Origin of the sequence: Sphingobium sp., assembly GCF_036170395.1 — a bacterium.
In the GTDB taxonomy this organism is placed as follows: Bacteria; Pseudomonadota; Alphaproteobacteria; order Sphingomonadales; family Sphingomonadaceae; genus Sphingobium.
Genome location: NZ_JAVHPD010000001.1, coordinates 80,165 through 100,908, shown reverse-complemented (window position 1 = coordinate 100,908; position 20,744 = coordinate 80,165). Strand labels below are relative to the sequence as shown.

Annotated in this window: 26 protein-coding genes; 7 read left to right on the top strand and 19 right to left on the bottom strand. The window is 68.0% G+C overall.

Annotated features, from left to right (window positions below):
- Positions 1-6: 6 nt before the first annotated feature.
- The 4 genes from V2B31_RS00495 to V2B31_RS00480 form a co-directional block, all read right to left on the bottom strand.
- A complete protein-coding gene (locus V2B31_RS00495; protein ID WP_328274264.1) occupies positions 7-1,530 on the bottom strand; it encodes a glycosyltransferase family 39 protein in 1,524 nt (507 codons plus the stop codon).
- Complete coding sequence (locus V2B31_RS00490; protein WP_328274263.1) at positions 1,523-3,067, bottom strand: glycosyltransferase family 39 protein; 1,545 nt, start codon at positions 3,065-3,067, stop codon at positions 1,523-1,525. The genes V2B31_RS00495 and V2B31_RS00490 overlap by 8 nt, the downstream gene beginning before the upstream one ends.
- 78 nt (positions 3,068-3,145) lie before the next feature.
- Positions 3,146-3,571, bottom strand: a complete 426-nt coding sequence (arfB, locus tag V2B31_RS00485) for an alternative ribosome rescue aminoacyl-tRNA hydrolase ArfB (protein ID WP_328274262.1) — start codon at positions 3,569-3,571, stop codon at positions 3,146-3,148.
- A gap of 12 nt (positions 3,572-3,583) precedes the next feature.
- On the bottom strand, positions 3,584-4,261 hold the full coding sequence (locus tag V2B31_RS00480; protein WP_328274261.1) for an RluA family pseudouridine synthase: 678 nt from the start codon (positions 4,259-4,261) through the stop codon (positions 3,584-3,586).
- A gap of 64 nt (positions 4,262-4,325) precedes the next feature.
- Between V2B31_RS00480 and V2B31_RS00475 the strand changes: the two genes are divergently transcribed.
- Entirely contained in the window at positions 4,326-5,279 is a 954-nt protein-coding gene (locus tag V2B31_RS00475; RefSeq protein WP_328274260.1) for an acyltransferase family protein, read from the top strand.
- Here the strand turns inward: V2B31_RS00475 and V2B31_RS00470 are convergent.
- The 6 genes from V2B31_RS00470 to V2B31_RS00445 all read right to left on the bottom strand — a co-directional run bounded on the left by V2B31_RS00470 (position 5,276) and on the right by V2B31_RS00445 (position 8,747).
- Positions 5,276-5,731 carry a hypothetical protein gene (locus V2B31_RS00470; RefSeq protein WP_328274259.1) on the bottom strand — a complete coding sequence of 152 codons (456 nt, stop codon included), beginning with the start codon at positions 5,729-5,731 and terminating at the stop codon, positions 5,276-5,278. The two genes, V2B31_RS00475 and V2B31_RS00470, sit on opposite strands and share 4 nt — an antisense overlap.
- 119 nt (positions 5,732-5,850) lie before the next feature.
- A complete protein-coding gene (locus V2B31_RS00465; RefSeq protein WP_328274258.1) occupies positions 5,851-6,123 on the bottom strand; it encodes an HPr family phosphocarrier protein in 273 nt (90 codons plus the stop codon).
- The gene (locus tag V2B31_RS00460; protein WP_325419834.1) at positions 6,120-6,524 is read right to left on the bottom strand and encodes a PTS sugar transporter subunit IIA; all 405 of its coding nucleotides are present in this window, start codon (positions 6,522-6,524) and stop codon (positions 6,120-6,122) included. The genes V2B31_RS00465 and V2B31_RS00460 overlap by 4 nt, the downstream gene beginning before the upstream one ends.
- Positions 6,525-6,552: 28 nt before the next feature.
- Positions 6,553-7,479: an RNase adapter RapZ gene (gene rapZ / locus V2B31_RS00455; RefSeq protein ID WP_328274257.1), complete on the bottom strand. Its 927-nt coding sequence runs from the start codon at positions 7,477-7,479 to the stop codon at positions 6,553-6,555.
- Positions 7,476-7,907, bottom strand: coding sequence for an HPr kinase/phosphorylase (locus tag V2B31_RS00450; RefSeq protein ID WP_328274256.1), 432 nt, complete (start codon positions 7,905-7,907; stop codon positions 7,476-7,478). The genes rapZ and V2B31_RS00450 overlap by 4 nt, the downstream gene beginning before the upstream one ends.
- Positions 7,908-7,949: 42 nt before the next feature.
- Positions 7,950-8,747, bottom strand: coding sequence for a TrmH family RNA methyltransferase (locus tag V2B31_RS00445; protein WP_328274255.1), 798 nt, complete (start codon positions 8,745-8,747; stop codon positions 7,950-7,952).
- A 124-nt stretch (positions 8,748-8,871) separates the two neighbouring features.
- Between V2B31_RS00445 and V2B31_RS00440 the strand changes: the two genes are divergently transcribed.
- The gene (locus V2B31_RS00440) at positions 8,872-9,954 is read left to right on the top strand and encodes an AI-2E family transporter (RefSeq protein WP_328274254.1); all 1,083 of its coding nucleotides are present in this window, start codon (positions 8,872-8,874) and stop codon (positions 9,952-9,954) included.
- A gap of 115 nt (positions 9,955-10,069) precedes the next feature.
- Here V2B31_RS00440 and wrbA read toward each other — a convergent pair whose 3' ends face one another.
- Both wrbA and V2B31_RS00430 read right to left on the bottom strand, forming a co-directional pair.
- Positions 10,070-10,669, bottom strand: coding sequence for an NAD(P)H:quinone oxidoreductase (gene wrbA / locus V2B31_RS00435; protein WP_328274253.1), 600 nt, complete (start codon positions 10,667-10,669; stop codon positions 10,070-10,072).
- A gap of 118 nt (positions 10,670-10,787) precedes the next feature.
- Entirely contained in the window at positions 10,788-11,507 is a 720-nt protein-coding gene (locus V2B31_RS00430; RefSeq protein ID WP_328274252.1) for a pirin family protein, read from the bottom strand.
- Positions 11,508-11,614: 107 nt separating this feature from the next.
- Here V2B31_RS00430 and V2B31_RS00425 point away from each other — a divergent pair, with 107 nt between their 5' ends.
- The 3 genes from V2B31_RS00425 (at position 11,615) to V2B31_RS00415 (ending at position 14,245) form a co-directional block, all read left to right on the top strand.
- On the top strand, positions 11,615-12,508 hold the full coding sequence (locus V2B31_RS00425) for a LysR family transcriptional regulator (protein ID WP_328274251.1): 894 nt from the start codon (positions 11,615-11,617) through the stop codon (positions 12,506-12,508).
- Positions 12,509-12,799: 291 nt separating this feature from the next.
- Positions 12,800-13,507 (top strand): response regulator transcription factor CtrA, encoded by a 708-nt coding sequence (ctrA, locus tag V2B31_RS00420; protein WP_328274250.1) that lies wholly within the window; start codon positions 12,800-12,802, stop codon positions 13,505-13,507.
- Positions 13,508-13,636: 129 nt separating this feature from the next.
- Positions 13,637-14,245 (top strand): methyl-accepting chemotaxis protein, encoded by a 609-nt coding sequence (locus tag V2B31_RS00415; RefSeq protein WP_328274249.1) that lies wholly within the window; start codon positions 13,637-13,639, stop codon positions 14,243-14,245.
- Positions 14,246-14,327: 82 nt separating this feature from the next.
- On the opposite strand, the gene V2B31_RS00410 is transcribed toward V2B31_RS00415, so the two are convergent.
- Positions 14,328-14,957, bottom strand: coding sequence for a hypothetical protein (locus V2B31_RS00410; RefSeq protein WP_328274248.1), 630 nt, complete (start codon positions 14,955-14,957; stop codon positions 14,328-14,330).
- Positions 14,958-15,063: 106 nt separating this feature from the next.
- Complete coding sequence (locus tag V2B31_RS00405) at positions 15,064-16,314, bottom strand: S8 family serine peptidase (RefSeq protein ID WP_328274247.1); 1,251 nt, start codon at positions 16,312-16,314, stop codon at positions 15,064-15,066.
- 91 nt (positions 16,315-16,405) lie between these two features.
- Here V2B31_RS00405 and V2B31_RS00400 point away from each other — a divergent pair, with 91 nt between their 5' ends.
- Together V2B31_RS00400 and V2B31_RS00395 are read left to right on the top strand one after the other, a co-directional pair.
- Positions 16,406-16,894: an RNA polymerase sigma factor gene (locus tag V2B31_RS00400; RefSeq protein WP_328274246.1), complete on the top strand. Its 489-nt coding sequence runs from the start codon at positions 16,406-16,408 to the stop codon at positions 16,892-16,894.
- Complete coding sequence (locus tag V2B31_RS00395) at positions 16,891-17,580, top strand: anti-sigma factor family protein (RefSeq protein ID WP_328274245.1); 690 nt, start codon at positions 16,891-16,893, stop codon at positions 17,578-17,580. Before V2B31_RS00400 ends, V2B31_RS00395 begins: the two co-directional genes overlap by 4 nt.
- Before the next feature lie 107 nt (positions 17,581-17,687).
- Here the strand turns inward: V2B31_RS00395 and V2B31_RS00390 are convergent, their stop codons facing one another.
- Genes V2B31_RS00390 through V2B31_RS00370 form a run of 5 tightly spaced genes read right to left on the bottom strand, consistent with a single transcriptional unit; the run spans position 17,688 to position 20,673 of the window.
- On the bottom strand, positions 17,688-18,461 hold the full coding sequence (locus V2B31_RS00390) for a metallophosphoesterase (protein WP_328274244.1): 774 nt from the start codon (positions 18,459-18,461) through the stop codon (positions 17,688-17,690).
- A 14-nt stretch (positions 18,462-18,475) separates the two neighbouring features.
- On the bottom strand, positions 18,476-19,030 hold the full coding sequence (gene dcd, locus V2B31_RS00385; RefSeq protein WP_328274243.1) for a dCTP deaminase: 555 nt from the start codon (positions 19,028-19,030) through the stop codon (positions 18,476-18,478).
- A gap of 5 nt (positions 19,031-19,035) precedes the next feature.
- Positions 19,036-19,494, bottom strand: coding sequence for a cytidine deaminase (locus tag V2B31_RS00380; RefSeq protein WP_328274242.1), 459 nt, complete (start codon positions 19,492-19,494; stop codon positions 19,036-19,038).
- The gene (locus V2B31_RS00375; protein ID WP_328274275.1) at positions 19,494-20,162 is read right to left on the bottom strand and encodes a GH25 family lysozyme; all 669 of its coding nucleotides are present in this window, start codon (positions 20,160-20,162) and stop codon (positions 19,494-19,496) included. Before V2B31_RS00375 ends, V2B31_RS00380 begins: the two co-directional genes overlap by 1 nt.
- A 28-nt stretch (positions 20,163-20,190) precedes the next feature.
- Positions 20,191-20,673: a UPF0262 family protein gene (locus V2B31_RS00370; protein WP_328274241.1), complete on the bottom strand. Its 483-nt coding sequence runs from the start codon at positions 20,671-20,673 to the stop codon at positions 20,191-20,193.
- Positions 20,674-20,744: the final 71 nt, after the last annotated feature.

Here is a 20,744-nt window from a genome sequence, read left to right as displayed (position 1 = left end):
CCCGCGTCAGCGCCGGATGCAGGCGACCAGCGCTACCGGCCCCCGGCCGAAGTCGCGACAGTCCCAGCGCGGGTCGATCGCCGGGATGCGCCAGGGATGCGCGCGCCCGCGCGTGCCGGGAATATTGACGTCATAGGCCCACAGGATCGCAGTGCCCGATTCCTGTCCCGCCGCCTGCAACAGGGTGAGGTTGGGGTCGCCATCGCGCGGCCAGGGCGGCGTGACGACCGGAATGTCGATCCCGTCGCGCCGCAGGAAGAAGCTGCCCACCGCCGCCATATGTCGGTCCGGGTCGGGGATCAGCGCGGTCGGCCCGTCCCACAGGAAGACCAGCCTGAGCGGCTGCTGCGCCGCGATCCAGCGCGAGGGCGCCGCGAAATTGAAGATATAGCGATAATCCGCCTCGGGATGCCGGATATAGCCGGCCAGCTGCGAGCCCGCCGATCCCAGCAGCGCGCACAGCAGCACCGGCGCGACCAAAGGCGTCAGCGGCAGCGTCCGCCGCACCCACAGCGCCATCCCTAAGAAAATCGCCGGAATATAGGGCAGCACATAGCGCGGCGTGAAGGTCGGCACGACAAAGCCCGCCGCCAGCAGCGCCAGCAGCGCAATCAGCCCGCTCGCCGCCGCCGCTGTCTCGCCCGGCGTGTAAGGCCAGCGCGCTTTGCCCACCAACGCCGCGCGCGCGTCCATTCCGACCTGCGCCGCCATCCCCGCCAGCAACAGCAGGCCCGGCCAGCTCATGCCGGTCAGCAGCAGCGGGATCAGCCACAGCGCATCGGGCTGCAACAGCCGATACCAGTTGGCGTCCGACGTCGCGAAGCCCAGCACGAAGGGCAGATGATAGCTCGCCCATAGCGCCATCGGCACGAGGGGGCCAAGCGCAGGCCAGGTCCGCACCGCGCGCCCGCGGCAGATCGCGAGGTAGGCGACGCCCTGCACCGCGCAGATCAGCGCGGCATAATAGTGGGTCAGCACCATCAGCGCCGACAGGCTGGTCCAGATGAGCGCGCGCCGGATCGTCGGCGCGTCGATCATGCGGACATAGGCGATGGTCTGGAGGCAGGCGAGCAGCAGTAGCAGCGCATAGGGGCGCGCCTCGGTCGCGCTGTCGAACCCCACGACCGACAGCGCCAGGATCGCGGCCCACAGCATCCGCACGTCGCGGTCGCGATGACCCCACCGCAGCACCACCAGAGGCGCGGCGATCGAGAGCGCGAGGCTCGGCAGCCGCAGCGCCAGATCGCTGTTGCCCGCGATCTTCTCCCACAGGAACAGGCTGCCATAATAGACCGGCCCGCTCATTTCGGTGAGCGCCCAGCGCAGGAAATGCGGAAAATCGGGCTGGCTGGCGATCTCGGCGGAGAAGGTCTCGTCCAGCCACAGCGGCGCGTCGATCCCGGCATAGAGGCGGCAGGCGAGGCCGAGCAGCAGCGCCGCGCCGGTCAGCATCGGCAGCAGCCGCGGCATCGCCGCGCGCAGCGACGCGAAACTGTCGGAACGGGGGGCGGGGAGGGCGATGTCAGCCATGGCGCTCGCGCTTCACGCAGGCGAGCACCGTGATCGGCCTGCGCCCGAAATCGCGGCACAGCCAGCTTGGGTCGTGGCGCGCGATCGCCCAGGGATGATCGCGGCCCAGCGTTCCCCTGACCCCGGCGTCATAGGCCCAGAGGATCGCGGTGCCCGGTTCCTCGCCCGCCAGCGCCGGCAGCAGCCGGTTGGGATCGTCGCCGCGACGCCATGGCGGCACCACGACCGCGACCGGCCGACCCGCCCGCGCGAAGAAATAGCCGCCGATCTTCGCCATATTGCCGTCGGGATCGGGCAGGGCGGCGGCCGGATTGTCCCAGAAGAAGATGAGCCGCTCCGCCCCCCGCGCCGCGATCCACGCGGACGGCTGCTCCAGATTATAGGCGTACCGGAAATCCGCCTGCGGATCGCGGATATAGCCGATCAGCTGCGTCGCCGCCGCCGCGATCATGACGGCCAGCAGCGGCGCGGCGATCAGCGGCCCCTGCGTTCCCATCCGCCGGACCCAAAGAGCAATGCCCGCCAGCAGTGCCGGCACGAAGGGCAGGACATAGCGCACCGAAAAGGACGGCGCGACAAAGCCCATCCCCATGACCAGCGCCAGCGCCAGCCAGCCGCTCGCCGCCAGCGCGGTCTCGCCCGCGCTGTAAGGCCAACGGCTGCGCCCGCGCAGCGTCTGCGCAAGGTCATATCCGAAGCTGACGCCAAGCCCGCCGATCAGCACCGCCCCGACCCAGGGCAGCCCCGCGATCAGCGACGGCACGAGCCACAGCGCGCCCGGCCCCAGAACATCATACCAGACCGTGTCCTTGCTGGCGTAGCTCAGGTGAAAGGGGATATGCACCGCCATCCAGGCCGCCATCGGCAGCAGAGGCGCCAGCGCCGGCCAGGTCCGCAGCGCCCGCTCCCGGCAAATCGCCAGATAGGCGACCCCCTGTATCCCGCACAATATGGCGGCATGATAATGGGTCAGAACGGCCAGCGCCGACAGGCTGGTCCAGGCCAGCGCTTGGGCGCGCGTCGGCCGGTCGATCAGCCGCAGGAAGGCGATCGCCTGCGCCGCCACAAGCAGCAGCAGCAGCGCATAGGGCCGCGCCTGCGTCGCCGTGTCGAACGCCATGATCGACAGCGCGATCAGCGCCGCCCAAACCATCCGCACCTGCCGGTCGGGATGGCCCTTCCACAGGATCAGCAGCGGCGTCGCGATCGAGAAGAGCAGGCTCGGCAGCCGCAGCACGGCATTGCCGTCGCCCGCGATATGCTGCCACAGGAACAGCATCGAATAATAGACCGGGCCGCTCAGTTCATGCAGCATCCAGCGCACCGCGCCCGCGCCGTCCTGCGAGGCGATGGCGGCGGAGAAGGTCTCGTCGAACCAGAGCGGCGCATCGATCCCGGCGAACAGGCGGCAGGCGATGCCGACGCCGATCGCGGTCCAGCACAGGGGCGCGACCAGCTCGGCGATCAGCCCCGGTGTCGCCGCGCCGCGCGGCAGAGCCGTTCCGGCCATCGCGCCCTTCGATCCGATCGTCCCCATGTCCCGCCTCCCGCTGGTCCAGGCGGGACTAGCAGGCAGGTGCTAAGAAATTCTTTACCATCTTGGCGGCGGGGCGGGTCAGTCGATCGACACTTTGCCACGCCCCTGCTTGACCGAAGCGCGCGCCTTCTTCGCGTCCACCCGCCGTGCCTTGGCCGCCTTGCCGGGCTTGGTCGGGCGGCGCGTCTTCGGCACGATCAGCGCCTCGCGGATCATCTCGATCAGCCTGTCGCGCACCTCCTGCCGATTGAGCAACTGCGACCGCGCGCCTTCGCTCCGCAGCACCAGCACACCCTCGCGCGTCATGCGCGAGCCTGCGACGACGGCGAGCCGATGCTTGACCGCATCAGGCAGGCTGGGCGACGCCGCGACATCGAACCGCAGCATCACCGCGCTGTCGGTCGTATTGACATGCTGCCCCCCCGGCCCGGACGCGCGCGTGAAGCTCTCGACCAGCTCGTCGCTGTCGATCGCGATGGTGCGGGAGATGGGGATGGCTACCATGTTGCCGCTATCTCAAACCCCCGCATCCTCCAGCAACGCCGCCCCGAACCCCGCCGCCGCGAAGGTCTCGGGCAGCGGCGCGACCGCCTGCGCCGGGGGCTTGTCGCCGCGCGGGACGCTCAGGAAGCGGCTGTGGAGAAGCATCGGGCCTTCGCCCTTGCCATAGACGGGGTCGCCCACAATGCCGAAGCCCAGCCCATGTTCGGCATGGACGCGGATCTGGTGGGTGCGGCCGGTTTCGGGGGTGAAGGCGATCAGCGCGCGGCCGCCTCTCTCCGCGATCTTGCGCCAGTAGGTGACGGCGGGCTTCCCCGCCTTCGCCGCGATCATGCGCCAGCCCTTGGCCTCGCTGCTCACCTTCTTGAGCGACAGCGCGATGGTGCCGTCCTTCTCCGCCGGCACCCCGTCCACCACCGCGACATAGCGTTTCTCCACCGTCCCCGCCTCGAACGCGGCGGCGAAGCGTTTGTGCGCCTTGGGATTGCGGGCAAGCAGCAAGCAGCCGCTCGTGTCCCGGTCCAGCCGATGCACCGGCAGCGGCCAGCGCTGAAAGCCGAAGGTCAGCGAGGCGAGATGATTTTCCAGGCTGATCGACCCGTCGCGCGGCGCATCGACGGGCAGGCCGGCGGGCTTGTCGATGATGATCGCTTCGCCGTCGATGAACAGCACATGGTCGGTCAGCAGGGGCAAATCGGTTCCGATCGGGGAGGGGGCAAGTTGACGTAATCGGCGCATCCTATAGGTCGGAAGGACGATGGAGAATAGGGGGCAGGCAGAGGCGGGGTTCCGGCTCGACTGGGTCGATGTGGCGCGGGGGTTGGGCATCCTTGCCGTCGTGGTGGGGCATGTGTGGACGCGCGGGAGCCTGCGCGACGCGATGTACAGCTTCCACATGCCGCTCTTCTTCCTCCTGTCGGGGATGCTCTCGCGGTCGCATCCGCCCGGCGACTTCACCCGGCGGCAGGTGATTGGGCAGATGCGCCCCTATGCCGTCTTCCTGGCTGCGCTGATCGCGCTCGACCAGATCGTCGAGACCGCCAAGGGCAACCGCCCGATCTTCCACCAATGGCCCGAAGACATCGTGCCGATCCTGCTTGGCGGCTTCTGGCTGCGCGGGCCGTTCACCATCTTCTGGTTCGTGCCTTGCCTGATGGTGGCGCGCATCCTGTTCAACCTGGCGCTCAGCCGCTGGCCCGATCCGCTCGACCGGCGCTGGGCGATGATCCTGCCGCCAATGCTGGCGCTCGCCTATACGCTGGGCTGGTGGACGCAGGCGTCGGTGCTGGGGCTGCTGAGCGTCCCCATGGCCTTCGTCCTGCTCTGGGTCGGCGCGGCCTGGCCCCGGCTGCGCTGGCATAATGGCAAGATCCTGCCGCTGGGGCTGCTCGCACTGGCGGGGCTGAGCGGCCTATTGCCCACGCTCAACATGAAAGCGGCCGATTATGGCTGGCCCTTGCTCTCGATCGGGTCGGCGATCGCGACCGCGCTGCTGCTGTTCCGGCTGTCGGCCTTAGTCGCCCCCTTCGCCCGGCCGATCGCGGCGCTGGGGCGGGAGTCGCTGGCGATCATGTATTGCCATGTCGCCGTCATCCATTATCTGACGCCCTATCTGGGCAAGCTCTGGCTGCTGGCGCTGGCGCTGCTGATCCCGGTCGCGCTGGCGCGGCTCATTCGCCTGTCGCCGCGGCTTGCCCGCTGGCTGCTTTAACCCTGTTGGATCAACGTCAGCCGGTCATCCTCCTGCGCGCTCGCGACGAGCGAATAGGCGGCCTGGGCCACGATCTGCGCGCGGCTGAGCGCGTCGCCATCGACCTTTTGCGCGGGCGCGACCGGATCCGCGACGACAGCGCTTTCAGGCCCGGAATAGTAGAAGCCCGCCTTCGTCAATTGCTGCGCCAGCGTGCTTTGCGGCGTCGCGGGGGCGTTCAGCTGCGGCCGGCCGGACGAGGGCGCGGCGTAGGTGAGCGGCGCGGACGGCGCAGCGGCGGTCGCCGGATCGGGCGAGGGCGTCTCGGCCACGGGCGTAGGGGGCGGCGTGGGCGCTGGCGCGCTGGGGGCGGGTGCCGGCGTAACCACGCTTGTCACCGGGGCGGTGACGGTCTCCACCGTCTTCTTGATCTGTCCCCAGGCATTGCCGGGGCCGTTGATGGCGCTGACCATGATGATCCTAAAACGTCCGTCCCCGCGGCCGTTCTAGTCGGGCCTATCCTGCCATCTTCCCAACGGACGCGCTTAGCGGGCAGTTAAGCATGCCGGGCGTGACAAAGCCCCGGCCAGCCTCATTCCTCGCCGAACTTCTCCTCGACCAAAGTCACGAGCTTGCCCAGCGAATCCTCGGCTTCCGGGCCGGTCGCCTTGATGACGATATGGTCGCCCATCGCCGCGCCCAGCATCATCAGCCCCATGATCGACGTGCCGGTCACATGATTGCCGTCCTTGCTGACGGTGATGTCGGCGGGCAGGCCGCTTGCCAGAGTCACGAACTTGGCGCTGGCGCGCGCATGAAGCCCGCGCTTGTTGCTGATCCGCACTTGCTGGCTGATTTCGTTCATGTGGTGCTGCCCAACAGTTCCGATGCGACGCTGATATATTTCTGCCCGGCTTCGCGTGCGGCGGCGACGGCGGCGCGCACGTCCATCACCTTGCGCGCGCTTTCCAGGCGAATGAGCATGGGCAGGTTGATGCCTGCGATCACCTCGATCTCGCCCGCCTTCAGCAGCGATATGGCAAGGTTGGAGGGGGTGCCGCCGAACAGGTCGGTCAGCAGGATCACGCCCGACCCGTCATTGACGCGGGCGACCGCCGCCGCGATGTCGGCGCGGCGCAGCTCCATGTCATCCTCCGGCCCGATGCAGATGGTTGCGATCTGCTGCTGCGGGCCGACGACATGCTCCATCGCCACGACGAATTCCGTCGCCAGCGACCCATGGGTGACGAGTACGAGTCCGATCATGTCCCTGTGCGGCCCACCTGTGTCATGATTATGCTTTCGGGCCTCCCGGACGGCGCTTCTCCAGACTGTCCTGGGGCGCTGATTCTATATTGCGGTGCAGTAAGGTGGGCGAAAAGCCCGCCCCTTGCAAGTGTTTCGCGACGCGCTCGGCGACATGGACGGAGCGGTGCCGCCCCCCGGTGCAGCCGAAGGCGACGGTGATATAGGCTTTCCCGCCCTCGGCATAGCGGGGCAGCAGCGTGACGAGCAGATCCTCGATCTTGCCGACCGCTGCCTCGTAAGCCGGATCGTCCTGAATGTAGGCGGCAACGCGCGGATCGAGCCCGGTCATCGGGCGCAGTTCGTCGTCCCAATGCGGGTTGCGCAGGAAGCGCATGTCGAACATCAGGTCGGCGTTGCGCGGCACCCCGCGCGAAAAGCCGAAGGACAGGATGGTCAGGATCGGCTCCGACAGCCCTTCGCGTGAGAAACGCGCGCGGATTTCCTGTTGCAGCGCATTGCTGGTGAAGCTGGTCGTGTCGATGACATGCGCCGCCCAGCGCCGCAGCGGCTCGGTCAGCTCGCGCTCGCGGGCGATGCCGTCGGCCGCCGGGCGGTCGAGCGCGAGCGGGTGGCGGCGGCGCGTCTCGGCGAAGCGGCGCTCCAGTTCGGTGCCCGAGCAGTCGAGAAACAGCGTCTCGACATCATGGCCGTGCCGCTCCCGCAGCGCCTTGATCCGCTGCACGATGGCGGCGGCGTCGAAGCCGCGCGTGCGCGCATCGATGCCCAGCGCCAGCGGCCGCCCATCCTCGCCCGCATGGCCTTCGGGCAGCGGCGTGCCGAGCAGCCGGTCGAGCAGCACGAGCGGCAGATTGTCGACCGCTTCCCAGCCCATATCCTCCAGCGTCCTGAGCGCCGTGCTCTTGCCCGCGCCCGAGAGGCCCGACACCAGCAATATGGTCTTGGGCGCGGTCATGGCAGGCCGAGGCTCTTCAATGCCAGTTCGACCTTGACCGGGGCGGACGCTTCGAGCGGCGCGAGCGTGACGAGCGGCACCGCCACGCCCGCGACGGAACGCTGCGCCGCATCGGGCATCCGCGCGACCCGGTCGGAAAGATCGACCAGCAGCGCGACCGGCGCTTCGGCCAGTGCCGGCATCGCCACGATGCCGATCCCGCGCACCTCCATCTTGCCGGCGATGGTGCCGGGCGCCGTCGCCAGCAGCCGGCCGTCGATCCGCTTCACCAGCGTATAATCGTCGCTGACCAGCACCGCACCGCGATCGATCAGCCGCAGGGCGAGGTCGGACTTGCCGATGCCGCTCGGCCCGCACAGCAGGACGGCGCGCCCGCCGATGGCGACGCTCGTCGCATGAAGCGTCTCGGATGATAATGCGCGCGCCATACCCCGCGCCTTTCTAACGGCTGCGGCCAGCGATGCAAATGCTCAGCCGCGCCGCTTCTGGTTCAGCAGCTCATAGGCCATCACCGCAGTCGCGACGGCGGCGTTCAGACTGTCGGCCTTGCCCCGCATCGGCATCTTCACCAGCAGGTCGCATTCCGCTTCATAGGCAGCGGGCAGCCCCTGCGCCTCATTACCCACCAGCAGGAAAGCGGGACTGTCGTAGCGCGGTTCCTGATAGTCCTGCGTGGCCTTGAGACTGGTGCCTATGAGCTGCCCCGGCCCGCCGCGCAGCCACGGCACGAACTCCTCCCAGCGCGTCTGGGTGATCGACTGGGTGAAGAGCGCCCCCATGCTGGCGCGCACCGATTCGACCGAAAAGGGATCGACGCAATCGTCGATCAGGATGAGACCGCCAGCGCCCACCGCATCGCCCGTCCGCAATATGGTGCCAAGGTTGCCGGGATCGCGCAGCGACTGGGCGACGATCCAGGTGTCGGCGCGGCTGCGGTCGATCTCGGCCAGCGGCGTCAGCCGGTCGCGATAGACGCCGACCACCGCCTGCGCATTCTCCTTGCCGCTGATCTTGGACAGGATGTCGGGCGTCGTTTCGATGACGTCGCCGCCCGCCGCCTCCATCGCCGCGATCAGCTCCCGCGCCAGCGGATGGACCGATCCGGCGTGGAACAGCATTTCGGGCAGCACGCCTTCCTCGCGCGCTTCAGTGAGGATACGCAGCCCTTCGGCAATGAACAGCCCTTCGGCCTTGCGATATTTCTTTTCGCGCAGCGACCGGACGCGCTTCACCAGCGGGTTGGAAAATCCGGTGATTTCGCGTGCCACTCTTGCCTCAATGTCGGTGCTTGTCGCCGCCGTCTCTATCGCCGGGCCGGGCAAAAGGACAGGGGGCATGGAACCGGCGCGCGCGCCCATGGATTTGCCTTGCGAACTTGCTTACGGGGGTGAAATGACCGAACCGCAATCCCGCAGCCACCGGATCGAGGATGGCTTCTTCCTCGGCCTCGTGATCCTCGTCTCGATCGCCTTCGCGCTGGTGCTGGAGCCTTTCTTCGCCGCCGTGCTGTGGGGCATCATCGTCGCCATATTATTCTGGCCGGTGAACCAGGCGCTGCTGGCGGCGATGCCGGGGCGGCGGAACAGCGCGGCGCTCATCACGCTGACCCTGATCGTCGCTATCGTCATCCTGCCCGCGATCCTGCTCGGCTTCGCGCTGGTGCAGGAGGCCGCGCATTTCTACGCCAAGATTCAGTCGGGCGAAATCGACTTCGCGCGCATGTTCGCGCAGATGCACGCCGCGCTGCCCGACTGGGCGAACGGGCTGCTGCGGCGCATGGGGCTAAGCAATTTCGACGCGGCGCGCATTACGGTCACGCGCGGCATCACCAGCAGCTTCCGCAGCGTCGCGGGCCAGGCGCTGACGATCGGGCAGGGGGCGTTCAGCTTCATCATCGCGCTCGGCGTGATGCTCTATCTCGCTTTCTTCCTGCTGCGCGACGGCGACCGGCTTTCGCAACGCTTCGCCGAAGCCGCGCCGCTGCGCCCCAGCCAGCGCGAGGCGCTGCTGCGCCGTTTCGTCGTCGTCATCCGCGCCACGGTCAAGGGCAGCATCGTCGTCGCCATCGTTCAGGGGTTCATCGGCGGCATCGTCTTCTGGATGCTGGGCATTCAGGGCGCGCTGCTGTGGGGTGTGCTGATGGGCGTCGCCTCGCTGCTGCCGGCGATCGGCGCGGGCCTCGTCTGGGTGCCGGTCGCGCTCTACCTGTTCGCCACCGGCGCGGTGTGGGAGGGCGCGGTGCTGGTCGGTTGCGGCGCGATCATCATCGGATCGGTCGATAATGTGCTGCGCCCGATCCTGGTCGGGCGCGACACTCGGATGCCCGACTATGTCGTGCTGATCTCGACGCTCGGCGGGATCGAACTGTTCGGCTTCAACGGCATCGTCATCGGCCCGGTCATCGCCGCGCTGTTTATCGCCACCTGGAACATCTTCACCCAGATGCGCAAGGAAGGCGACCCGGCCGTCAGTTGAGCGCACCGGATAAGGGGCTGGCGCGGAGTCCCGCCGCGCCAGCCCCTGCCGGCCATGATCCTCGCGACTTCAAGGCTCAGCGGCACGAGCATCGATTAGACGACGCCCTACGCGCTCAGCCGTGCAGCTTGATCGCCGTTTCGGCGATCCGGCGGCCCTGATAGCGGGCGCCGTCCAGCTCTTCCTCGCTCGGCTGGCGGCTGCCGTCGCCATCGGCCAGCGTGGTCGCGCCATAGGGCGATCCGCCGCGCACCTTGTCCACGCCCATCTGGCCCTGGAAGCCATAGTCGAGGCCGACGATGGTCATGCCGAAATGCAGCAGGTTGGTGATGATCGAGAAGAGCGTCGTCTCCTGCCCGCCATGCTGCGACGCGGTCGAGGTGAACGCCCCCCCGACCTTGCCATTGAGCGCGCCGCGCGCCCACAGCCCGCCGGCCTGGTCGAGGAACGCCGCCATCTGGCTCGACATGCGGCCAAAGCGCGTGCCGGTGCCGACGATGATCGCATCATAATCGGCCAACTCGGCGACGGTCGCTACCGGCGCGTCCTGATCCAGCTTGAAATGCGCGTTCTTCGCGACTTCGAGCGGCGCGGTTTCGGGGACGCGCTTGATGTCGACCTCAGCGCCCGCGGACGCCGCGCCTTCGGCCACGGCTTTCGCCATCGTCTCGATATGGCCGTAGGACGAATAATAGAGCACCAGAACTTTAGCCATGGTCAGTCTCCTTGAAAGGATTGGTCAGGGGAAGGCGGCCGCCTGTACGGGAGAAGGGGGATGTACAGGCGGCCCGGAGGTCCATCCGGCGTGGGGGAAGGATGGACCCCCAAAAAGGTCAAAGGCTGTCGACCAGGACGATCTCTGCGTCCTCGATTCCCGTGATGGTGATGGGCGACCCGCCAAGGATCGCCGCGCCGTCACGCGCCTCGAATATCTGGCCGTCTATTGCGATGCGGCCAGTCGCGGGCACCATATAGATGTGGCGACCCGCCGCACCGTCATAGGTTACACTCTGCCCGGCTTTGATCGTGCCGCCCAGCAGCCGGGCGTCGGCGCGGATTCGCAGCGCCTCTGTGTCCTCCTCATAGCCGCTGGCGAGCACCGCCAGCCGTCCGGCGCGGTCGTCCTTCGGGAAGGGCTTGGTCCCCCAGCAGGGCTGGCCGCCACGCGCGCGGGGCATGATCCAGATCTGGAAGAGCGTCGTCGTCTCCCCCTCCAGATTATATTCGGCGTGGCGGATGCCGCTGCCCGCCGACATCACCTGAATGTCGCCGGCTGCCGTGCGGCCCTTGTTGCCGAGGCTGTCCTGGTGCGTGATCGCGCCGGTGCGGACATAGGTGATGATCTCCATGTCGGCATGGGGGTGCGGCGGAAAGCCCGATCGCGGACCGATCTCATCGTCGTTCCAGACGCGGATCGCGCCCCAGCCCATCCGTTCGTCGTCATAATAGTCGGCGAAGGAGAAATGATGGCGGGCGTTGAGCCAGCCATGGTCCGCATGGCCCAGCGACGCGAAGGGGCGGCGCTCGATGCGGCTCTGCGTGGTCGTGGTCATGATAAGTGCCTTTTCGTTGCGGAGCCGTTCGGTCCCGCTTGCTTTCCGACAATGTAGCCCTCATCATCGTTTCATAAACCGACAGCATTGAAACGGATTGTTTCTGTATGCGCCTTCCCGATTTCGAGGCCTGGGCAATGTTCGCCGCCGTGGTCGAACATCGCAGCTTCACCGACGCCGCAAGAGCGCTCAGCGTTTCCAAGGCAACCGTATCGAAGGCGGTGACCCGGCTGGAGGAGCATCTCGACACCAGCCTGTTCAACCGCACCAGCCGCCGCCTGGCGCTGACCGAGAGCGGCCGGCGGCTCGCCGATCACGCCCAGCGCATCCTGGCCGAAGGACAGGCGGCCGAGGAAGCGGCGCGCGACGAGACGGCGGACCTTTCGGGCGTGGTGCGGCTCGGCGCGCCGATGACCTTCGGCCTGCTGCGCGTCGCGCCGCTGGTGGCGCAGTTCACCAAGGCGAACCCGCTGGTCGACGTCGATCTGCACCTGTCCGACGCGAAGATCGACATTGTCGAAATGGGTCTCGACGCTACCATCCGCATCTCGGACATGCCCGACAGCAGCCTGCGCGCGCGGCGGCTGGCGGACGTCATGATGCACGTCATCGCGTCCCCCGCCTATCTGGACGCGCGCGGCCGGCCGCAGCATCCCAGCGACCTCGGCGCGCATGACTGCCTCTGCTATTCCAATGTCGCGACGCCCGATGTCTGGCGCTTCACCGGTCCTGGGCAGCAGACGGTCGTGGTGCAGGTGCGCAGCCGCCTGACGGTGAACAGCGGCGAAGCGATGCTGCCCGCGCTGCGCGAAGGGGTAGGGATCGCCCGGCTGCCCGACTTCATCATCGGCCCGGCGCTCGCGAACGGAGAGGTGGAGGAAGTGCTGCTCGACTGGCGGCCGCCGCCCGTCGGCCTTCATCTGGTAACGCCGCCCTCGCGCCTGCGCCCCGCGCGCGTGGAGGCGCTGCTCGACTTTCTCGCCCGGCACCATGGCTGTTAACGATGTCGACCTTGGGCGGACCAATTCTTAATGGCTTGGCCCATGCCCATGCGGGCTTTAACCGGGGGTAAACGTCGTTGCGCAGGTGAATCTATCTTGACTCCGCCCCGCTTATTTCGGCTGCAAACCCTTGTAATATGATTCAAAATCAAGCGACTCGCGGATTCCTGCGGGTTAGCGAATAATTAACCTTTGTCCTTCAGAAGTTTTTTGGTTAATGATTTGGCGCGGAAGCCGTTCTGGTGGGGTGAACGGGACTGCGACGGACCGGAAGGTACAAAGGGGCTTCACATGCGCGTGCTGCTGATCGAGGACGAACCGACCACCGCCAAGGCGATCGAGCTGATGCTCACGACCGAGGGCTTCAACGTCTATACGACGGACCTGGGCGAGGAGGGCTTGGACCTCGGCAAGCTCTATGATTACGACATCATCTGCCTGGACCTGAACCTGCCCGACATGCACGGCTATGACGTGCTCAAGAAGCTGCGCGCGGCAAAGGTGCAGACCCCGGTGCTGATCCTGTCGGGCATCAGCGAGATGGACAGCAAGGTCCGCTCCTTCGGCTTCGGCGCCGACGATTATGTCACCAAGCCCTTCCATCGCGAGGAACTGATCGCCCGCATCCATGCGGTCGTGCGCCGCTCGAAGGGCCATTCGCAATCGGTCATCCGCACCGGCAAACTGTCCGTCAACCTGGACGCCAAGACGGTGGAAGTGGACAGCAACCGCGTCCACCTGACCGGCAAGGAATATGCGATGCTGGAGCTGCTGTCGCTGCGCAAGGGCACGACGCTGACCAAGGAAATGTTCCTGAACCACCTTTATGGCGGCATGGACGAGCCTGAACTCAAGATCATCGACGTGTTCATCTGCAAGCTGCGCAAGAAGCTGGCGCTGGCCTGCGGCGGCGATAATTATATCGAGACCGTCTGGGGCCGCGGCTATGTGCTGCGCGATCCCGAGGACGTGTCGGAACAGCAGGCCAAGGTCGCCTGATTCGACGCCATCATGTGGGGGGTGGAAAGGCCGGTGTCCGCAAGGATGCCGGCCTTTTCCATGGCTTGGCTCTGGTGCTTAAGCGCCTCTTAACCGGTCGCTCCTAAACCGGCCGGGAAGGAGACGATCATGGGGCAAGCCGCCCATCACAGCCTGGAAGCTGCCTGGGACGCGATCTGCCGGTCGCAGGCGGTGATCGAGTTCGATCCCACCGGCGTCATCCTCTGGGCCAACGACCTGTTCCTTGGCACGATGGGCTATGCGCTCGGCGACGTCGTCGGGCGGCATCACCGCATCTTCTGCCTGGAGCAGGATGCAGCCTCGCTCGCCTATGCCGATTTCTGGCGCAAGCTCGGTCGCGGCGATTTCGACGCGGGCGAATATCGCCGCATCGGCAAGGACGGCCGCGAAGTCTGGCTGCAGGCGACCTACAACCCCGTGTTCGACGAAGCCGGCCGCGTCCAGCGTATCCTGAAGATCGCAACCGACACCACCCCGTCCAAGACGCTGCGCGCCGAACTCAGGACGATGGTCGACGGGCTGGTCGATATCGTCGACGGCATCGGCCTCATCGCTAACCAGACCAACCTTCTCGCGCTCAACGCCACGATCGAGGCCGCCCGCGCCGGGGAGGCGGGGCGCGGCTTTGCCGTGGTGGCGCAGGAGGTCAAGAAACTTGCCGGCGACACCCGCACCGCGACCGACCGCGCCCGCGCAATGGTCGAAGCGGCGGCCTGAACAAAAGCAAAGGCCGGCGATCCGCTTCGGGATCGCCGGCCTGTTCAGGCGGTGGCGCGCACGGGGGACGCGCCTGCGGGGGTCATTCGTCCGCCTGACCTGGATTGCCGGCGCTGTTCGCCGATGCGCTGCCCGACGCGCTGCCCGTGACGCTGCCGCTCACATTCGCCGAGGAAGCGGCGTCGCCGACCGCGCCCGTCGCAGACCCGGCGGTCGATGCAGCGCGATCGCGCACAGCGCCGGCGGCGCCCGTCGCCCGATCGCGGGCGGCGCTGGCGGTCGTCACCGCGCGATCCCGCGCCGCGCCCGCCGTGCCGGTCGCGCGGTCGCGCACTGCGCCAGTGGCATTCCGCACATCATTCACGCCGACCGTATCGACGCTCGCGCCCAGGCTGCCCGAGCCATCGGCCGATCCGGCGACGCGGCGGCTCTTGTCGGGGCCGTCCACCCGGCTGCCGCTGCGTGCGCGGCCATGGCCATGGGCGCGGGTGCTGACCTCGCCATTGTCGAGATCGAGGCTGCGGTCGAGCGCGCCCCGACCGCCGAGCCCATTGTTCAGCGTCCCGCCGAGCCCACCGGCGCTGCCGCCCAGGCTCCCGCCCAGCGCGCCGCCCAGGCCACCGCCGCCGCCGCCCAGCAGCTGCGCCGACGCCGGCGTCGCAAAAGCGAGGGGCAGGATGCAGGTCGCGGCAATCAGATATGTGGCTTTCATCGCTCGTCTCCTTCAAGCATGTCGTTCCGATGCGAGGAGAACGGGAGGCGTATCGCTTTTCATCCCTCAGCTGCAGAAAAATTGTCCAAATAACGGATATTCCACCCTAATTTATGCACCCGCCGCACAGCACCGGCGGCTTGCCCCGCCCGGCCTCGGCGCGCAGGGCCGGGACGCTCCCGCGCGCGAACAGTCGTCCGGCGACCAGCGGCGCGGCGAAGCTCGTTCCCCGCACCGCGCCCTTGCCGCCATCCAACGTCGCCGCGCGCATGTCCGCGCCCGGCGCGGCGAAATCGACATGGAGCGCCCGGCCAGCCTCGGGCAGCGGCCGTCCGCGCCCGTCGATCCCTGTGACGGCGATCACGCCGGGGTAGGAGGCGGGATAGGCGGGCGGCGCGGCCGGCCCGTCATTACCCACCGCCGCGACCACCATCACCCCCTTGTCGCGCGCCAGCCGGATCGCGCCTTCCAGCAGCGGATTGGCCGGGCCGACCAGGCTGACGGTCACCACCGGCACGCCCCGCGCCGCCATCCATCCCAGCGCCCGCACGATGGCGAAGGCGCTGCCGCCCGCCGGATCGTCGCCATAGACATCGGCCACCAGCAAGGGCGCGCCGGGCGCTGCCCCCCTGATCGCCCCATCCCCCGCGATCAGCGAGGCGACGGCGGTGCCATGGGCGCTGGCGCGCGGCGCGCCCTGCGCGAAGCCGCGCTGCTCGACCCCGCCGGTGAGCGAAGGATGGCGCGCGACCCCGCCGTCGATCAGCCCGGCGGCGCGCCCTGAGACCTTGCCCGACGCCAGCGCATCGGCGGCGAGCGCCAAGCCCGGCCCGCTCGGAAAGTAGAGATTGTCCGCGCTCGCCTGCGCCCCCGGCGCGCGCTTGCGCACCTCGCGCAGCGCCCGCGCCAGGCTGCGCCCAGCAGGCGGGGTCAGTCGCGTGACCGAAAGGTCCAGCCCCTCGACCGTTTCGCTCGCGACGCCATAGCCCGCCGCCCGCAGCGCCTCCAACGCGGCGGCATCCGCCCCGGTCAGCAGGATGACGCCCCGCCGCGCCGGCTCGCGCCGGTCGTCCAGTTCGATCCGATCGCCATGTGCGCGCAGCAGCCCGTCAATCCGCGCCACCCGCGCCGCCGCCAGCCGATCGGCAATCCGCGAAGGCGACAGCCGCTCCAGCCCGGCCGCGTCCAACACGCCGCCGACCCGCCCCAGCAGGTCGGGCGCGACGTGCCCGACCGGCGGCAGAAGCTGCGCCTGCGCGCCGGTCGCGCCAGGCGCGATCAGGATCAGCCCGGCGATCATCCAGGGGCGGGTCAGCCGCATCGCATCCTCATTCCTTTCGCCTGCAAAATGATCCATTGCGAAAAAATGTCCGTTCGTCTTCCATCTTCGAGGGATGAAACGGCCGGGGTCGCGCGTTTCATCCCTGAAAACCTGAGACGGAGAGCCGATGTCGTTCGAGCGCGACCTGCTTGCGATCCTGCCCCGGCTGCGCCGCTTCGCGTTCAGCCTGTCGCGCGACCGCGCCGATGGCGACGATCTATGCCAGGCGGCGCTGGAACGGGCGTTGAAGGCGCGCGACCAGTGGCAGCCCGGCACCCGTCTCGACAGCTGGATGTACCGGATCATGCGTAACCTCTGGATCGACGAAGCCCGCGCCCGCCAGCGCGCCGCCCGCACCTTCGCCCCCGAAGAGGCGGGCGCGGCGGTCGGCCATGCCGGGGAGCGCGACATAGAGGCGCATATGGCCCTGTCCGACGTCGATCGCGCGATGCAGGCTTTGCCCGACGAACAGCGCGAGGCGATCGCGCTCGTGCTGGTGGAGGGGCTGTCCTACAAGGAAGCGGCGGCGGTGCTGGGCGTGCCGATGGGCACGCTGACCTCGCGGCTGGTGCGCGGGCGCGGGGCGCTGATCGAGATGATGGGAGAGGCGGCATGAGCAATATCGACGAAGCCATGCTGATGGCGCTGGTGGACGGCGAGCTGGACGAGGTCAACCGGCGGCGGATCGAACGCGCGGTGGCGGATGACCCTGCGCTCGCCGAGCGGCTTGCGCGCCATCAGCGGCTGCGCGAACGGCTGGCCGATCATTATGCGCCGGTCGCTGAAGAACCCGTACCCGATCGCCTCCGCGCGATGCTGGAGCAAGGCGCGGCGGTGGTGCCGCTCGCGCGCCCGGCCCCCCGATGGCGCGGCTGGATGACGGGCGGGGCGATCGCCGCCAGCCTTGTCCTTGGCCTGACGCTGGGGCGCGTCTCAAGCGAGGAGGCCGGGCCGGTGGGCATGGAACGCGGCGTTCTGGTAGCGCAGGGCGACCTCGCCCGCGCCCTCGACACGCAGCTCGCCTCGGCGCAGGACGGCGCGGCGGTGCGGATCGGCCTCAGCTTCCGGCGCAAGGGCGGCGGCTGGTGCCGCAGTTTCGACGGCGCGGTGGCGGGCGTCGCCTGCCGCGAAGGGGATGGCTGGCAGGTCCAGCAGATGCTCCCCGGCGGCGGCCCCGGCGCCGCCTACCGCCAGGCCTCCTCCACCGACGCGCGCGTCATGGCGACGGTCGACGCGCTGATAGACGGCGCACCGGTCGACGCGGCGGGCGAGAAGGCGGCGGTGGCGCAGGGTTGGCGATAATTCCTTCGTCACCCCGGACGTGATCCGGGGTCCCGCTGCCTTTGCGGCGGCAGCGGAGAAGCGGAACCCCGGCTCTTCGGCCGGGGTGACGGGCGAGATGGATGGGTTCATTCCCCCGTCTGGATGACCCAGCGCTTGCTTCCCTCCAGCCCCAGCGCCGTCAGCCGCCCCGAAAAATAGGCCCCGGTATCGATCCCGATCCGGTTCGCCCGCTCGTCCACATCGTCGGTGATGCTGTGCCCATGCACCACCATCAGCGGGTGCGCGCCCTCATGCTCCAGAAAGTCCCGCCTGATCCAGCGCATGTCCGCGCCGCTCTGCCGCTCGATCGCCACGCCGGGGCGGATGCCGGCATGGACGAAGAGATAGTCGCCCACGATCAGGCGATCGGGCAGCGCGTCGAGGAAATCGACATGGTCGCGCGGCACATGGGCCAGCATCCAGGCGGCGATCTCTATGTCCGCCATCGCCTCGAAATCGCGCTGCGGCAGCCCATAGCTGGCGAGAGTCGCCCCGCCGCCCGCCTTGCGAAAGGTCGGGATGGCCGTCACATCGCCCTTCGCCGCCAGCAGGAACAGCTCCTCATGATTGCCCTTGAGGCACTGGAGTCCTGCCTCTTCGGCCGCCAAAGTCATTACGAGCGACACGATCTGGCGCGAGGCCGGCCCGCGATCCACCAGATCGCCGAGCAGAATGAGGTGCGGCGGCATCGGCCCGCGCGCGCGGTCGTCCGCCGCGATCCGGCCGAGCAAGTCCTCGAGCAAGTCGAGCCGGCCATGCACATCGCCCACCGCATAGACACGCCGATCCTCGCCGACGCTGGGCGGCGGTCCGTCCACCGGCAGAGGCGCGGGCCGCAGGAGATTGCGCCAGAAGCTCATGGCGCCAGTGTCCGCTAGAGGCGCGGCAATGTCACGCCCTGCTGCCCCATATATTTGCCCGCCCGGTCGGCATAGCTGACCTCGCACGGCTCATTGCCCTGAAGGAACAGGAACTGGCATGCCCCTTCATTGGCGTAGATTTTCGCGGGCAGGGGGGTGGTGTTGGAAAATTCCAGCGTCACATGCCCTTCCCAGCCCGGTTCCAGCGGGGTCACGTTCACGATGATCCCGCACCGCGCATAGGTGGATTTGCCGAGGCAGATGACCAGAACGTCGCGCGGCACGCGGAAATATTCGACCGTGCGGGCGAGCGCGAAGCTGTTGGGCGGAATGATGCACACATCGGTCTTGCGATCGACGAAGCTGTTGGCGGCGAAATCCTTGGGGTCCACCACCGCGCTGTCGACATTGGTGAAGATCTTGAACTCGTCCGCCACCCGCGCGTCATAGCCGTAGGAGGAGAGGCCGTAGCTGATGCAGCCCTCGCGCTTCTGGCTCTCGACAAAGGGCTCGATCATGCCGGTGGCAAGCGCCTGCTCGCGGATCCAGCGGTCGGAAAGTATGGCCATGGCTGTTAAGATGTCCTGTCAGGAACGATCCCTAAATCCTTGGGACCAAAGGCATGAGGAAGAAGATCGGCGACGCTGAGGGTCAGCATCCGGTCGCCGCCCGGTGTCGCGCAATATATGGCGAGGGGGCGGCCGGCCATCTGCTCCGCCTCGTTCATGATCTGCCGGCACCGGCCGCAAGGGGTAACCAGCGCTTCGGCCTCAGCGTCCATCGCCCCGCCTACGACCGCGATCGCCTCGACATCGGCCAAGCGCCCCTGCGCATTGACGCTCGCCAGCGCCACCGTCTCGGCACATAGCGAAAGGCCATAGCTCGCATTCTCGAAGTTGCACCCCGTCACGATCGCGCCATCGGTCAGCCGCACCGCCGCCCCTACGGCAAAGCGGCTATAGGGCGCATGGGCATGGGCCATCGCCTGCCGCGCAGCCTCAATCAGCTGTTCCACTCGCTGTTCGCTTTGCATCAGGGCGCTACCACATCCCACCGCACCGGGCCGTCGATCCCGTCGATATGCCGCATGTCGCTGGCTGTCCACATCACCCAGGGGCGGCTGGCATAATCGGGCGGGAAGAAATTGCCGTCGAGCCACAATGTCCGGTTGATCCCGCCGCCAATGTCATAGGCCGCGTCGAAATCCTCGGTGACGTTCAGCAGCACCGGCTTGCCCGCATGGGCCTCGATCAGGTTCACCAGCGTGTTGAGTTCTGACAAGAGCAGGTCGCGCCCCGGCCGCGCGCTGCATTCGGGGGTGAAGGCCAGGCGGATGACCGGCGGCAGCGCGGCATTGTCGCGCGGGACTGTGGTGATGAACCGCGTCGCCTGATCGCTGGCGAGGCGGCAGGGGGAAAAGTCGATCGTCGCGCCATAGCGCATCCCCGCCGCCCGCGCCCCGCGCCAGTTCGCCGCGAAGGCGGGATCGCGCCGGTCCGCGCCCACCGCCGCGCGAATATAGGCGAAGTCCGCCCCCTGCGCCGCCAGCGTGCCCCAATCGACCGCGCCGTCGGCCGCGCTGATCGTCACCCCCTGCACCGGATATTGCTCGCGGGAGGGCGCCCAGGCGCGGGCATAGAGCCACAGCGCCAGCGCCAGCACGGCGACCAGCGCGAGTCCCCCCGCGATCCGGCCCAGCAATCCCCCCAATGTCACGACCCTGATCGTCCTATCCCTTGATATGCAGCACGCAGATCAGCGTGAACAGCCGCCGCGCCGTGTCGAAATCGACGGCGATCTTCCCCTCCAGCCGCTCCATCAGCTGCTCCGCCGCATCATTGTGGATCGCCCGCCGCGCCATGTCGACCGTCTCGATCTGCTGGGGCGAAGCGTTGCTGATTGCCTGATAATAGCTGTCGCAAATGGCGAAATAGTCCCGGATCGGCCGGCGAAACCGCCCGAGGCCCAGGATCACGGCTTCCAGCGGCGCGTCGTCCTCGCGGTTGATCTCGATCACCAGCCGCCCGTCCTCGACCCGCAGCACCACCTTATAGGGGCCGGCATAGCCGTCGGCATGGGCGCGCTGGGGGGCGAAATGATTATCCTCCAGCAGGTCGAAGATCGCGATGCGCCGTTCCTGCTCCACGTCGGCGTTGCGCCAGAGGATCGTGCGCTCGTCGAGCTTTATGTCTATGATGCGCGGATCGGGCATAAGCGAAGCGAACAGTCAGTGGGGCGGCGGCCGGTGAAATGCAAGCGCCACTTATCCACAACTGCTTGGGG

What these genes read in the sequence shown, in the direction of transcription:
- V2B31_RS00495 (WP_328274264.1), bottom strand. Translation starts at nt 1,530, where the DNA reads ATGGCTGACATCGCCCTCCCCGCCCCCCGTTCCGACAGTTTCGCGTCG.
- V2B31_RS00490 (WP_328274263.1), bottom strand. Translation starts at nt 3,067, where the DNA reads ATGGGGACGATCGGATCGAAGGGCGCGATGGCCGGAACGGCTCTGCCG.
- arfB (WP_328274262.1), bottom strand. Translation starts at nt 3,571, where the DNA reads ATGGTAGCCATCCCCATCTCCCGCACCATCGCGATCGACAGCGACGAG.
- V2B31_RS00475 (WP_328274260.1), top strand. Translation starts at nt 4,326, where the DNA reads ATGGAGAATAGGGGGCAGGCAGAGGCGGGGTTCCGGCTCGACTGGGTC.
- V2B31_RS00470 (WP_328274259.1), bottom strand. Translation starts at nt 5,731, where the DNA reads ATGGTCAGCGCCATCAACGGCCCCGGCAATGCCTGGGGACAGATCAAG.
- V2B31_RS00465 (WP_328274258.1), bottom strand. Translation starts at nt 6,123, where the DNA reads ATGAACGAAATCAGCCAGCAAGTGCGGATCAGCAACAAGCGCGGGCTT.
- V2B31_RS00460 (WP_325419834.1), bottom strand. Translation starts at nt 6,524, where the DNA reads ATGATCGGACTCGTACTCGTCACCCATGGGTCGCTGGCGACGGAATTC.
- rapZ (WP_328274257.1), bottom strand. Translation starts at nt 7,479, where the DNA reads ATGACCGCGCCCAAGACCATATTGCTGGTGTCGGGCCTCTCGGGCGCG.
- V2B31_RS00450 (WP_328274256.1), bottom strand. Translation starts at nt 7,907, where the DNA reads ATGGCGCGCGCATTATCATCCGAGACGCTTCATGCGACGAGCGTCGCC.
- V2B31_RS00440 (WP_328274254.1), top strand. Translation starts at nt 8,872, where the DNA reads ATGACCGAACCGCAATCCCGCAGCCACCGGATCGAGGATGGCTTCTTC.
- wrbA (WP_328274253.1), bottom strand. Translation starts at nt 10,669, where the DNA reads ATGGCTAAAGTTCTGGTGCTCTATTATTCGTCCTACGGCCATATCGAG.
- V2B31_RS00430 (WP_328274252.1), bottom strand. Translation starts at nt 11,507, where the DNA reads ATGACCACGACCACGCAGAGCCGCATCGAGCGCCGCCCCTTCGCGTCG.
- V2B31_RS00425 (WP_328274251.1), top strand. Translation starts at nt 11,615, where the DNA reads ATGCGCCTTCCCGATTTCGAGGCCTGGGCAATGTTCGCCGCCGTGGTC.
- ctrA (WP_328274250.1), top strand. Translation starts at nt 12,800, where the DNA reads ATGCGCGTGCTGCTGATCGAGGACGAACCGACCACCGCCAAGGCGATC.
- V2B31_RS00415 (WP_328274249.1), top strand. Translation starts at nt 13,637, where the DNA reads ATGGGGCAAGCCGCCCATCACAGCCTGGAAGCTGCCTGGGACGCGATC.
- V2B31_RS00410 (WP_328274248.1), bottom strand. Translation starts at nt 14,957, where the DNA reads ATGAAAGCCACATATCTGATTGCCGCGACCTGCATCCTGCCCCTCGCT.
- V2B31_RS00405 (WP_328274247.1), bottom strand. Translation starts at nt 16,314, where the DNA reads ATGGATCATTTTGCAGGCGAAAGGAATGAGGATGCGATGCGGCTGACC.
- V2B31_RS00400 (WP_328274246.1), top strand. Translation starts at nt 16,406, where the DNA reads ATGTCGTTCGAGCGCGACCTGCTTGCGATCCTGCCCCGGCTGCGCCGC.
- V2B31_RS00395 (WP_328274245.1), top strand. Translation starts at nt 16,891, where the DNA reads ATGAGCAATATCGACGAAGCCATGCTGATGGCGCTGGTGGACGGCGAG.
- V2B31_RS00390 (WP_328274244.1), bottom strand. Translation starts at nt 18,461, where the DNA reads ATGAGCTTCTGGCGCAATCTCCTGCGGCCCGCGCCTCTGCCGGTGGAC.
- dcd (WP_328274243.1), bottom strand. Translation starts at nt 19,030, where the DNA reads ATGGCCATACTTTCCGACCGCTGGATCCGCGAGCAGGCGCTTGCCACC.
- V2B31_RS00380 (WP_328274242.1), bottom strand. Translation starts at nt 19,494, where the DNA reads ATGCAAAGCGAACAGCGAGTGGAACAGCTGATTGAGGCTGCGCGGCAG.
- V2B31_RS00370 (WP_328274241.1), bottom strand. Translation starts at nt 20,673, where the DNA reads ATGCCCGATCCGCGCATCATAGACATAAAGCTCGACGAGCGCACGATC.